We start from the raw sequence: 11,707 nt of genomic DNA, 5'->3' as shown, positions 1-11,707 counted from the left end.
GTAGGCCTCGACGGCCTCGTCCGCGATCGAGGACGCGGTGGGGATCACGACGACCCTGGCGCTCCGGCCGCCGGCGAGGCGCACGAAACGCCGCAACACGGTCGCCCGTCCGAGCCTGTCCTCGGCGCCGCCGATGATCAGCAGCGTGCGTGGGGTGGGTGCCATTGCGCCAGCCTAGGATCAGCGGGGAGGTAGCGCGGGAGCGGGTGTCGGCGCGCCGTCCGCCTCGTCCGCGTCCTCGACCTCCTCGCGGGAGATGCCGAGCAGGTACAGCACGGCGTCGAGGTAGGGCACGTTCACCGCGGTGTCGGCCTGCTCGCGCACGATCGGCTTGGCGTTGAAGGCGATCCCGAGCCCGGCGGCGGCGAGCATGTCGAGGTCGTTGGCGCCGTCGCCGATGGCCACGGTGCGGGACAGTGGCAGCCGCTCCTGCGCGGCGAATCGTCGCAGCGCCTCGGCCTTGCCCCCGCGGTCGACGATCTCGCCGACCACGTTGCCCGTGAGCACGCCGTCGACCACCTCGAGCCGGTTGGCTTGGGCGTGGTCGATGCCGAGCTCCTCGGCGAGCGGGCCGACCACCTCGATGAACCCGCCGGAGACCACGGCGACGGTGAAGCCGAGTCGCTTCAGGGTGCGCACGAGGGTGCGGGCGCCGGCGGTGAGCCGGACGGCCGCGCGCACCTCGTCGAGGACGCTCTCGGGCAGGCCGGCCAGCGCCTTGGTGCGGGCGCGCAGGCTCTCGGCGAAGTCGAGCTCGCCGCGCATGGCGGCGGCGGTGACCTCGGCGACCTCCTGCCCGCGGCCGGCGTGGGCGGCGAGCAGCTCGATGACCTCGTCCTGGATGAGGGTGGAGTCGACGTCCATGACGACCAGGCGCCGGCCCCGGCGGGCCAGGCCGCTGGGGGAGACGGCGATGTCCACGCCACGGACCGCGGCCTCGATGGCCAGCTCCCGGCGCAGCGCCGCCACGTCGGCGCCGGAGATGTCGAACTCGACCGTCGTCACGGGGTAGCGCGACAGCCGCCGGATGCGGTCGATGTTCGCCCCGTGGGCGGCGATCCGGGCGGTGACCGCCGCGACCGCGCTGGCCAGCAGGGGCGCCCCGAGCACGACGACCGCAGCGCGGCCACCACGGCGCGGCGCGTTGTCGCCCACGCCACCGGCGACGGCCACCTGCATCCCGAGCTCGCCGGCCACGTCGGTGACCACCGAGCGCAGGCGCTCGTCGTGGGGGCCGGCCGCCAGCAGCAGGGCCAGCGTCAGGTGCCCGCGGACGACGACCTGCTCGAGGTCGAGCACCTCGGCGCCCACGTCGGCGATGGCGTCGAACAGGGCACTCGTGACCCCTGGTCGGTCGTCACCGGAGACGGTGACGAGCAGGGTGCTGGGCGCGGTCTCGGACACCCGGCAAGGCTAGCGACGCGTCTCAGCCTGCGTTCTTCTGGTCTCGCCATGCGACCAGGTCGCGCAGCGGCGCCAGGTCGTAGCGCGGGCCGCCGATGCCGACGGTGAACAGGCGCGTGCCCACGGCATACAGGCTCTCGGCGCTGCTGTCCGGGTGCTGGGCGCTGACCCCGGCGGACCGCTCGATGGCGAGCGGGTCGCGGCCGGCCTTGTCGCACCACTGGTCGAGCACCTCGTGCTTGTGCGCGACGGTGGCCGCGTCGCCGAAGCCGTGCCAGATGTCGGCGTGCTCGGCGACGATCCGCAACGTCTTGCGCTCGCCGCCACCCCCGACGAGGACCGGGATGTCACGGGTGGGCGCGGGGTTGAGCCGGCCGAGGCGATCGGCGATCAGCGGCAGGTCGCGGTCGAGGGCGTCGAGCCGGCCGCCGGCGGTGCCGAACTCGTAGCCGTACTCGTCGTAGTCCTTCTCGAACCAGCCCGAGCCGATGCCGAGGATGAGGCGGCCGTCGCTGATGTGGTCGACGGTGCGGGCCATGTCGGCCAGCAGCTGCGGGTTGCGGTAGGAGTTGCAGGTCACCAGCGCGCCGATCTCGACGCGCTCGGTGGCCTCCGCCCACGAGCCGAGCATGGTCCAGCACTCGAAGTGCTTGCCCTCAGGCTCACCGTAGAGCGGGTAGAAGTGGTCCCAGTTGAAGACGACGTCGGCGCCGATCTCCTCGGCCTCGGCGACCGCCCGGCGGATCTCGGCGTAGTCGGCGTGCTGCGGCTGGAGCTGCACCCCGACCCGGGCGGGGCGGGGGTCGGTGGCGGCGACGGACGTGGTGGTGACGGGGTCGGTCACGTGGGGATCTCCTGGTACTTGCCGACGACGACGATGCCGGACTCGGTCACGACGAAGCCGCGGCGGCGGTCCTCGTCGTGGTCGACCCCGATGCTGACGCCCTCGGGCACGACGACGAACTTGTCGATGATCGCGCGGCGGATGGTGGCGTTGCGGTGCACCTCGACCCCGTCGAGCAGGACGCTGTCGGTGATCGTGGCGTAGCTGTGGATGTGGACCTGGGGCGACAGGACCGAGTTGACGACCTTGGCGCCGGAGACGACGACGCCGGGGGAGACGGCCGACTGCACGGCCTCGCCGACGCGGCCCTTGGACCCGTGGACGAACTTCGCCGGCGGGAACGGGCCGTAGTCGGTGAAGATCGGCCACTCGTAGTTGTAGAGGTTGAAGACCGGGTGGATCGAGACGAGGTCCATGTGGGCTTCATAGTAGGAGTCGATCGTCCCGACGTCGCGCCAGTAGCCGTGGTCGCGCGGGGTGGAGCCCGGCATCGGGTTGTCCTTGAAGTCGTAGACCCACGCCGAGCCCCGGCCGACGAAGTCCGGCACGATGTCGCCGCCCATGTCGCGCTTGCTGCCCTCGCGCCCGGCGTCGCGGGTCACCGCGTCGACGAGGACGTCGGCGTCGAAGACGTAGTTGCCCATCGAGGCCAGCACCTCGTCGGGGGAGTCCGGCAGGCCCACCGCGTCGGTGGGCTTCTCGCGGAAGGCCTTGATGCGGCGCGGGTCGGCGCTCTCGACCTCGATCACGCCGAACTGGTCGGCCAGGGCGATGGGCTGGCGGATCGCCGCGACCGTGACGCCGGCGCCGGTCTCGATGTGCTGCTCGACCATGTGGCTGAAGTCCATGCGGTAGACGTGGTCGGCGCCCACCACGACGACGATGTCGGGCTGCTCGTCGTGGATGAGGTTGAGGCTCTGGTAGATCGCGTCGGCACTGCCGAGGAACCACTGCTTGCCGATGCGCTGCTGGGCCGGGACCGGGGTGATGTAGTTGCCCAGCAGGTTGGACATGCGCCACGTCTTGGTGATGTGCCGGTCGAGGCTGTGCGACTTGTACTGCGTCAGCACGACGATCTTGAGGTAGCCGCTGTTGACGACGTTCGACAGCGCGAAGTCGATGAGGCGGTAGATGCCGCCGAAGGGCACTGCGGGCTTGGCCCGGTCGGCCGTGAGCGGCATCAGCCGCTTGCCCTCCCCACCAGCCAGGACGATCGCAAGGACCTTGGGGTGACCCGACCGCTTCGTCATGGGCCCGACCATACGGCCGCCGGGCCCTCGCGGCGACCCCGTCCCGGGGCTACGTTGTCAGCGTGCGAGTCGACATCCTCAGCAAGGAGTACCCGCCGCAGATCTATGGGGGCGCCGGGGTCCACGTGTCCGAGCTCGTGCGCGCGCTGCGCTCGCGGGGGGACATCGACGTCAAGGTCCGGTGCTTCGGCCCGCCGCGTGACGAGCCGGGCACCTTCGGCTACGCCGAGCTGCCCGAGCTCGGGGGTGCCAACCCGGCGATCCGCACCCTCGGTGTCGACCTGGCCATGGCCAGCGACTGCGTCGGCGCCGACCTGGTCCACTCCCACACCTGGTACGCCAACATGGGCGGCCACCTCGCCTCGCTGCTGGCCGGGGTGCCCCACGTCGTCACGGCGCACAGCCTGGAGCCGCTGCGGCCGTGGAAGGCCGAGCAGCTCGGTGGCGGGTATGCCGTGTCCTCCTTCGCCGAGCGCGTCGCCTACGAGTCTGCCGCCGCGGTGGTCGCCGTCAGTGCGGGCATGAAGGCGGACGTGCTCAAGAGCTACCCGTCGGTCGACCCGGCCCGGGTGCACGTGGTGCACAACGGGATCGACTCCGAGCTGTGGAAGCCGGACACCACCGACCTGGCCCGCGACGTGGTGCGCAAGCACGGTGTGGACCCCGACAAGCCGTCGGTCCTCTTCGTCGGGCGGATCACGCGGCAGAAGGGGCTGCCCTACCTCATGCGCGCATGCGCGTCGCTGCCGCCGGAGGTCCAGGTGGTGCTCTGCGCCGGCGCCCCGGACACCCCGGAGATCCAGCACGAGGTCGAGGACCTGCTCGAGACGCTGCGGCGCACCCGCACCGGCGTGGTGATGATCGCCGAGATGCTGCCGCGCAGCGAGGTCGTGGCCCTGCTCACCGCGGCGACCGTGTTCGCCTGCCCGTCGGTCTACGAGCCGCTCGGGATCGTCAACCTCGAGGCGATGGCCTGCGAGACCGCTGTGGTCGCCACCGCCACCGGCGGCATCCCCGAGGTGGTGGTGGACGGGGAGACCGGCTGGCTGGTGCCGATCGAGCAGGTCGACGACGGCAGTGGTGTGCCCGTCGACCCGGACCGGTTCGTCGCCGACCTGGCCGCCGCGCTCACCGAGGCCGTGTCCGACCCAGCGCGGGCGGCGGCGTTCGGCCGGGCCGGGCGCCAGCGCGCCGTCGAGCACTTCTCCTGGTCCTCGATCGGCGACCAGACGCTGGCCGTCTACCAGTCCGTCCTCGCGAGATGACGGTGGCGATGGTGGTGGCGCAGGTGCAGTGACCACTGCACCTTCGCCACCACCACCGCTGCCACCACACCCGTCGTGAGGCCAGCGCAGGTCAGAGGTCGACGGTGCCGCCGCTGCGCCAGTAGATGCCGTGGTCGCGGGTCAGGAACCCCTCGTCGACGAGGTAGCGCCTCAGGGCCGCGTGGTCGTGGTGGAGCCGCTTGAGCACCGCCGTGACCTCCTTCTCGGTGTACTTGCGTCCCACCTCGAACGACCCGGCCACGTGGTCGAGCAGCGCGAGGCGCTTGACCCGCTTGGCCGGCATCTGCGAGATCCGTCCGTCGGCGTCGACGAATGTCCGCAGCACCGCCTCCTGCTGGGCCAGGGCGTCCTGGAGCAGAGGGTTGTCCATGCCCGGGACGCTAGCAGCGCCAACGCTTTCGCGGTCGGCTGTCGGGCCGCTCGGCTAGGTTCGCGTCATGCCCGACGCCCTGCGCGACGCCGTTGCCCGCATGCAGTTCGCCCTCGCCGACGCCGACCCGGGCGCCACGGCGCCCGCCTGCGGTGCGTGGACCGTCGCCGACGTCGCCGAGCACCTCGGCGGGGTCCACCTCTGGGCAGCGACCTGCCTGGCCACCACCGAGTTCCCCGGGTGGGACCACCCCGTCCGCGCCCGCGGCGGCCAGCCCTTGTCCGACTGGTATGCCGGGTGCGCGGCGACGCTTCTCGACGCCCTGGCGGGGGTCGACCCCGCCACACCGGCGTGGACGTTCGAGGAGGGCAACGCGACCGCGGCCTTCTGGCGTCGCCGCCAGGTGCACGAGACGACCATCCACCGGGTCGACGTGGAGCAGGCGGGCGGAGCGACCCACGAGGCCGGCGTCGAGGGGGTCGGCCCGGCGCTCGCCGCCGACGGGGTCGAGGAGGTGCTAACGGTGCTCATGCCGCGCACCCTGGTCCGTCGGCGCCAGCACGCTCCCGAGACCGTGATCCGGGTGCCCGAGCCGGTCGCGTTCGTGTGCCCGGACGCGGGCCGGTCGTGGACCGTGCAGCTGGTCGACGGCCGCCTGCACACGCGGACCGGCACCCAGGGGGCCGTTGCGAGGCTCACGGGCGACGCGGCATACACGTATCTGGCCCTGTGGAACCGGGCGCCGCGGGACCGGTTCGCGGTGACGGGCGACGAGCAGGCAGCGTCCCGGCTCCTCGCCGCCGAGCTCACGCCCTGAGCAGCTCCGCCCACCCGGGCAACGCCGCCTCCAGCGCCAGCCCGGCGTCGAGCCGCTCGCGGACCTCCTCCAGCGTCGACTGACCAAGCCTCCAGCGCCCGGCCCGCCAGACGAGCGAGCCGAGTGCCCGCAGCCGCAGCAGGTCGGGCACGGCGTCCAGCTCGGCGGGGGTCAGGGGCAGCACGTCCAGGTAGGCGCGCAGGAAGGGGCCGACCCGCTCCGCCGAGTCGCGGTCCTCCGGCCAGCCGGTGCATTGCAGCAGGCCCGCGGCAAGGTCCGTGGCGCGCAGGTCTGCGCCGGCGATCTCGAAGTCGAGCACCGCGGTGACCCGGCCGCCCTCGACCAGAAGGTTGGCCGGGGCCATGTCGCCGTGGATCACCTGGGCCGGGAGCGCCCGGGCGAGGTCGGCAGCCACCGCGTCGGCCCGCTCATGCGTCGACCGCAGCCAGTCCGGCCCGTCGTGGCCGGGCATCACGGCGGAGAGCTCGTCGGCCAGGACGGCCGCGTCGTCGACGGCGGCATGGACCTGGCCGAGGGCGGCCCCGCGCCAGTCCACAGGGGCCAGCGCCAACGGGACCTCCGCCAGGGCGGCGTCGAGCTGCGCCAGCGCCCTGCCCGCCAGCACGGCGGTGCCTGGCTCGTCCCGCCGCAACGGCCGGCCCGGCAGGTGCCGGAACAGGGCCAGCGCACCGCCGGGGTCGTCCACGACCGTCGCCCCGTCCCGGGCCGGGACGGGGGAGGGGACAGCGAACGGCAGGCCGAGGTCGGACACGCGCGCCAGCAGCCGGTGCTCGGCGAGCACCCGGTCAGCGGGCAGGTTCCCGTAGCGGCGCAGCACCCACGACCGACCGCCGGCGTGGACCACGATCAGGGTGTTGTTGGCGCCGCCGGTCATCTGCTCGGCCGACTCGACCGGCGGCAGGTCCCAGTGGCGCAACGCGTCGGTCAGCAGGGCGCTCGTCACGGCCGGAATCGTGGCAGGACCGCCGGACCGTCGTCGCGAGCATTTCGGTGGCCTGGCAGGGTCAACAGGCCGTGACGTCGGTCGAGCGAGCACGGACCGGTGCCCGGCTGGCCGGATAACGGGCCCGAGTAGGGCGCCTGCAGGGCGCGCGAACCGACGCCGTCCGGCTGCTGGGCCTCGACCGCGGTGCCGCCCTGCTCGCCGGCGCCGTCACCGCCCTGCTGACCGTGCCGCTCGGCCTGGTCCTCAGCGCCCTCGCCCAGCTCGCCGGGCTCGTCGTCGTGGTCGTCGGCCTCGCCGCGGCCCGGTCCCGCCGCCCTGCCCCGGCCCTGACACCATGACCGCGTGCGCGTCCTCATCGCCCCCGACTGCTTCACCGGCACCCTCTCCGCCAGCCAGGCCGCCGAGGCGATGGCCGACGGCTGGCGCGCCCACGCACCCGATGACGAGCTGACCCTGCTCCCGCTCTCGGACGGCGGCCCGGGCTTCCTCGACGTGCTCCAGCGGGCCCTCGGCGGCACCACCGTGGCCGTGACCGTGCAGGACCCGCTCGGCCGGGAGGTGCCCGCCGCGATCCTGCTCGTCGAGGAGGCGGCCGGCCGCACGGCATACCTGGAGTCGGCGCAGGCCTGTGGTCTGCACCTTCTCGCCGCGGACGAGCGTGACCCGGCCGTCACCAGCACGTATGGCGTGGGTCAGCTCCTCGACGCTGCCCTCGCCGAGGGTGCCACCCGGATCGTGGTCGGACTCGGTGGCAGCGGCACCAACGACGCCGGCGCCGGCCTGCTCGCCGCGCTCGGTGTCGGCGACCCGGAGACCCTGTCCGCGGGGGGCCTCGCCCTCGCCGGGCTCGGCGACGACGGCCTGGCCGGCCTGGACGAGGCCCGCGCCCGACTCGCGGCGGTCGACCTGGTCATCGCCACCGACGTGGACGTGCCGCTGCTCGGCTTCCACGGCGCCAGCGCCTCCTTCGCCCCGCAGAAGGGCGCCACCCCCGAGCTCGCCCAGCAGCTCGAGGCGGCGCTCGGCCGGTTCACCGAGGTCGTCGGCCGCGCCCTGCCGCCACGCAAGGACCTGCTCACCGGCGCGCTGCTGCGCCTGGACCGTGAGCCCGGCGCGGGCGCCGCCGGAGGGCTGGGCTACGGGCTGATGCTGCTCGGCGGCCGCCGGGTCAGCGGGGTCGAGGCGGTGCTGTCTGCGGTGGGCTTCGCCGAACGGGTCCGCGCCGCCGACCTGCTCGTCACCGGCGAGGGCACCTTCGACTGGCAGAGCCTGCGCGGCAAGGTCGTCGCCGGGGTCGCCGAGGCGGCCCTGGCCGTCGCGGTGCCGACCGTGGTCGTGGCCGGACAGGCCCTCGTCGGGCGGCGCGAGTCGATGGCCCTGGGCATCAGCGGCACCTACGCCGTGGCGGACCGGCCCGAGCAGGTCCCTGCGGCGCTGGCGGACCCCGCCGGCACCCTCGCCGCACGCACCACCCGGGTCGCGGCCACCTGGTCGCCGCGCCGCGGGTAGACGCCGCGGCCTGAGGACGTACGCTTGGAGCGCCGGGAACACATCCCGGTCTTCGCGGGTTGGCACTGCTGGACCGACCCACGACCGACGACATGAAGGACGCGTCTCATGAGTGTTCAGGACGACACGCAGGCTCAGACCACCGCCACCGAGGCCGAGGCCGCGCACGGCGTGCTGCTGACCGACGTCGCCGCTGCCAAGGTCAAGAGCCTGCTCGAGCAGGAGGGTCGTGACGACCTGCGCCTGCGCGTGGGCGTGCAGCCCGGTGGCTGCTCCGGCCTGATCTACCAGCTCTACTTCGACGAGCGCACCCTCGACGGTGACCTGTTCCGCGACTTCGGCGGGGTCGAGGTCGTCGTCGACCGGATGAGCGCCCCCTACCTCGACGGCGCGACGATCGACTTCGCCGACACCATCGAGAAGCAGGGCTTCACGATCGACAACCCCAACGCGGGCAGCTCCTGCGCCTGCGGCGACTCCTTCAGCTGAGTCGCGCGGGGGACCCACCCCCGACGCCACCGTGGCCGGCATACCTCATCGGTATGCCGGCCACGTCGCGTTCCGGGCCCGCCTCAGCGGCGGGGGAGGGGGCTCGTCAGGAGCCGTAGCCCTCGTAGCCGTCGATCAGGGCGGAGGCGTCGTCGGGGACGGTGATGTCGCGGTGGGAGGGCAGGCCCCACGGGCGACGCTCGACAATGTCGAGGTGGACCTCACGGGACTCCTCGGCCATCTCGGCGACGTTGCCCTCGTCGAAGCCCTCGCGGGGGCCGGGGTGCTGCACGGGAATCGTCATGCCAACCACGCTAGGGCCGGTGGGCGCCCGGACACACCGGTACCACCGGGTAACACCCGTGGGTAACCGGAATTCCTGCCGGAGTGGGAACGCGAGGGGGGACCAGGCGAGGGACCGTGGGGTGGGCGCCGGGCGACGTGCCGGCCGCCAACAGGTAGGTTGCCGGGGTGCGTATCGCTGTCACCGGGTCCATCGCCACCGACCACCTCATGACCTTCACGGGGCGGTTCTCCGACTCCCTCGTGGTCGACCAGCTCGACAAGATCTCGCTGTCCTTCCTCGCGGAGGACCTGCAGGTCCGGCGCGGGGGCGTGGCGGCCAACATCGCGTTCGGCATGGCCAACCTCGGCCAGCGGCCGCTGCTCGTCGGGGCGGTCGGCGAGGACTTCGTCGACTACCGCTCCTGGCTGGAGCGCCACGGCGTCGACTGCGACTCGGTGCACGTCTCCGAGGTGCACCACACGGCGCGCTTCGTGTGCACGACCGACTCCGACATGGCGCAGATCGCCACGTTCTACGCCGGCGCCATGAGCGAGGCCCGCGAGATCGAGCTCGGCCCGATCCACCGCCGCATGGGCGGTCTGGACCTCGTCCTCATCGGCCCGAACGACCCCGAGGCGATGCTGCGGCACACCGCCGAGTGCCGCACCCGCGGCCTGGCCTTCGCCGCCGACCCCTCCCAGCAGCTGGCCTGGATGGAGGGCGACTCCATCCGCGCCCTCATCGACGGCGCCGCCTACCTGTTCACCAACGAGTACGAAGCCGCGCTCACCGAGAAGAAGACCGGCTGGAGCGCCGGCGAGATCGCCGAGCGGGTGCGCACCCGGGTCACCACCAGGGGCAAGGACGGCGTCGTCGTCGAGACCGCCGGCGAGGAGCCGATCGAGGTCCACGTGGCGCGCGAGGTCCGCAAGGCCGACCCGACCGGTGTCGGCGACGCGTTCCGCGCCGGGTTCCTCACCGGCCTGGCGTGGGGGCTGGGGCACCGGCGGTGCGCCGAGCTCGGCTCGATGCTGGCGACCTACGTCATCGAGACGGTCGGCACCCAGGAGTACGAGCTGGGCCGGGCGCGCTTCCTGCAGCGGTTCACCGAGGCCTACGGGTCCGAGGCGGCCGCCGAGGTCGAGCCGCACCTGGTCTGCCCCCGACCCTGACCGGGCTGCCGCGACTGTCGTCCCGCGCCACCGCCCCCGCGACCCTAGGCTGACTCCATGCCGGTCGAGCCCGAGCCGTCCCGCTGGCAGCTCGACCTGAGCCAGGCCCAGCCCGAGGAGGACCTCGTCGGGGTCGGCGCGGACCTCGAGCCGGGCACCCTGCTGCGGGCCTACCGGGCCGGCCTGTTCCCGATGGGGCTGGGCCGGCACGGCCGCGGGCCCATCGGCTGGTGGTCGCCGGACCCGCGCGGCGTGCTGCTGCCCGGCGACCTCAAGGTCAGCAGGTCCCTGCGCAAGTCCTGCCGCCGGTTCGAGGTGCGCGTCGACACCGCCTTCACCGCCGTCATGCACGCGTGCGCCGACCCGCGCCGGGACGGCCGCTGGATCACCCCGGCGGTGGTGCGTGCCTACTCCGCCCTGCACGAGCTGGGCTGGGCGCACTCGGTCGAGACCTGGCTGGACGGGGAGCTGGTCGGCGGCCTCTACGGCCTGGCCGTCGGCGGCCTGTTCGCGGGGGAGTCGATGTTCCACCACGCCACGGACGCCTCGAAGGTCGCGCTCGTGGCCCTGGCCGAGCGCGCCTTCGCCGACGGCGACCCGGCCCGGGTCATCGACGTGCAGTGGTCCACGCCGCACCTGCAGTCCCTGGGGATCCGCGAGATCCCGCGCGAGGAGTACGTCGCCCGGCTCGCCGAAGCCCTGGCCCTGCCGCTACCTGCCGCCTTCGCCTGACTCCCCGGGCGCCGCCGCGACGCCCACCACCACCCGGTATGCCGTGTGCCCGCCGTCGGTGGCCTCGCTCACCTCGGCCAGCGTGTGCCCGCGCATCCGGCACCACGCGGGCACGTCGTGCCGCGCGGCCGGGTCGGTGGCCAGGACGACGACCACCGTGCCGGGAGCGGCGTCCCGGGCGGCCGTCGCCAACCGGATCACCGGCAGGGGGCAGCGCAGGCCCCGGGCGTCGACCTCGACCACGCGGTCCGGCTCCCGGTCGCTCACAGGCCCTGCACCCCCAGCTGGGCGCGGACGGTGGCCACGGCGTCGCCGAGCTCGCCGCAGAACCGGTCCACGTCGGCCGCCCGGTCCGGGGCGACCGTCTCGAGCGGGAGGGTGACCCGCACGTTGCCGTGGGTGAGGACCCCCATGGCGGCCAGGACGTGGCTCGGCTCCAGGGTGCTGGCGGTGCACGCAGATCCGGAGGCGACGGCGAAGCCGCGCCGGTCCAGCTCGGTGACCAGGGCCTCGCCGTCGACGTAGAGGCAGGAGAACGTCACCACGTGGGGGAGCCGGTCCACCGGGTCGCCGACCACCTC

Annotated in this window: 14 protein-coding genes; 6 read left to right on the top strand and 8 right to left on the bottom strand. The window is 73.6% G+C overall.

The features are described from left to right. Nucleotides 1–180 precede the first annotated feature (180 nt). The 3 genes from serB to glgC are packed head-to-tail and all read right to left on the bottom strand — an operon-like array spanning nt 181 to nt 3,498. Nucleotides 181–1,404 (bottom strand): phosphoserine phosphatase SerB, encoded by a 1,224-nt coding sequence (gene serB / locus VF825_RS00990; protein WP_331109186.1) that lies wholly within the window; start codon nt 1,402–1,404, stop codon nt 181–183. A gap of 22 nt (nt 1,405–1,426) precedes the next feature. Next, nucleotides 1,427–2,248, bottom strand: coding sequence for an LLM class F420-dependent oxidoreductase (locus VF825_RS00985; RefSeq protein WP_331109184.1), 822 nt, complete (start codon nt 2,246–2,248; stop codon nt 1,427–1,429). Then, nucleotides 2,245–3,498, bottom strand: a complete 1,254-nt coding sequence (glgC, locus tag VF825_RS00980) for a glucose-1-phosphate adenylyltransferase (RefSeq protein WP_331109182.1) — start codon at nt 3,496–3,498, stop codon at nt 2,245–2,247. Before glgC ends, VF825_RS00985 begins: the two co-directional genes overlap by 4 nt. Before the next feature lie 62 nt (nt 3,499–3,560). Between glgC and glgA the strand changes: the two genes are divergently transcribed. Next, on the top strand, nt 3,561–4,763 hold the full coding sequence (gene glgA / locus VF825_RS00975) for a glycogen synthase (protein ID WP_331109180.1): 1,203 nt from the start codon (nt 3,561–3,563) through the stop codon (nt 4,761–4,763). A 91-nt stretch (nt 4,764–4,854) separates the two neighbouring features. On the opposite strand, the gene VF825_RS00970 is transcribed toward glgA, so the two are convergent. Beyond that, nucleotides 4,855–5,154 (bottom strand): DUF2087 domain-containing protein, encoded by a 300-nt coding sequence (locus VF825_RS00970; RefSeq protein ID WP_331109178.1) that lies wholly within the window; start codon nt 5,152–5,154, stop codon nt 4,855–4,857. A 67-nt stretch (nt 5,155–5,221) separates the two neighbouring features. Between VF825_RS00970 and VF825_RS00965 the strand changes: the two genes are divergently transcribed. Beyond that, nucleotides 5,222–5,971, top strand: a complete 750-nt coding sequence (locus tag VF825_RS00965; protein WP_331109176.1) for a maleylpyruvate isomerase N-terminal domain-containing protein — start codon at nt 5,222–5,224, stop codon at nt 5,969–5,971. Here the strand turns inward: VF825_RS00965 and VF825_RS00960 are convergent. Continuing rightward, nucleotides 5,961–6,935 (bottom strand): phosphotransferase enzyme family protein, encoded by a 975-nt coding sequence (locus VF825_RS00960; protein ID WP_331109174.1) that lies wholly within the window; start codon nt 6,933–6,935, stop codon nt 5,961–5,963. The two genes, VF825_RS00965 and VF825_RS00960, sit on opposite strands and share 11 nt — an antisense overlap. A gap of 345 nt (nt 6,936–7,280) precedes the next feature. Between VF825_RS00960 and VF825_RS00955 the strand changes: the two genes are divergently transcribed. Both VF825_RS00955 and VF825_RS00950 read left to right on the top strand, forming a co-directional pair. Further along, the gene (locus VF825_RS00955) at nt 7,281–8,447 is read left to right on the top strand and encodes a glycerate kinase (protein ID WP_331109172.1); all 1,167 of its coding nucleotides are present in this window, start codon (nt 7,281–7,283) and stop codon (nt 8,445–8,447) included. Between the two features lie 108 nt (nt 8,448–8,555). Beyond that, nucleotides 8,556–8,936, top strand: coding sequence for an iron-sulfur cluster assembly accessory protein (locus tag VF825_RS00950; protein WP_331109170.1), 381 nt, complete (start codon nt 8,556–8,558; stop codon nt 8,934–8,936). A 106-nt stretch (nt 8,937–9,042) separates the two neighbouring features. On the opposite strand, the gene VF825_RS00945 is transcribed toward VF825_RS00950, so the two are convergent. Beyond that, on the bottom strand, nt 9,043–9,240 hold the full coding sequence (locus VF825_RS00945) for a hypothetical protein (protein WP_331109168.1): 198 nt from the start codon (nt 9,238–9,240) through the stop codon (nt 9,043–9,045). A gap of 167 nt (nt 9,241–9,407) precedes the next feature. Between VF825_RS00945 and VF825_RS00940 the strand changes: the two genes are divergently transcribed. After that, complete coding sequence (locus tag VF825_RS00940; RefSeq protein ID WP_331109166.1) at nt 9,408–10,394, top strand: carbohydrate kinase family protein; 987 nt, start codon at nt 9,408–9,410, stop codon at nt 10,392–10,394. A 57-nt stretch (nt 10,395–10,451) separates the two neighbouring features. Next, nucleotides 10,452–11,126 carry a leucyl/phenylalanyl-tRNA--protein transferase gene (gene aat / locus VF825_RS00935; RefSeq protein WP_331109163.1) on the top strand — a complete coding sequence of 225 codons (675 nt, stop codon included), beginning with the start codon at nt 10,452–10,454 and terminating at the stop codon, nt 11,124–11,126. Here the strand turns inward: aat and VF825_RS00930 are convergent. Then, a complete protein-coding gene (locus VF825_RS00930) occupies nt 11,106–11,393 on the bottom strand; it encodes a sulfurtransferase TusA family protein (protein ID WP_331109161.1) in 288 nt (95 codons plus the stop codon). The genes aat and VF825_RS00930 overlap by 21 nt on opposite strands. Beyond that, nucleotides 11,390–11,707 (bottom strand): aminotransferase class V-fold PLP-dependent enzyme (locus tag VF825_RS00925; RefSeq protein WP_331109159.1); only part of this gene is annotated, 318 nt, incomplete at its 5' end. The genes VF825_RS00930 and VF825_RS00925, both read right to left, overlap by 4 nt.

The sequence above is a fragment of the Oryzihumus sp. genome, assembly GCF_036391795.1.
In the GTDB taxonomy this organism is placed as follows: domain Bacteria; phylum Actinomycetota; class Actinomycetes; order Actinomycetales; family Dermatophilaceae; genus Oryzihumus.
Note: the sequence above shows the minus strand (reverse complement) of the source record. Positions and strands in the feature narration are given on the sequence as shown.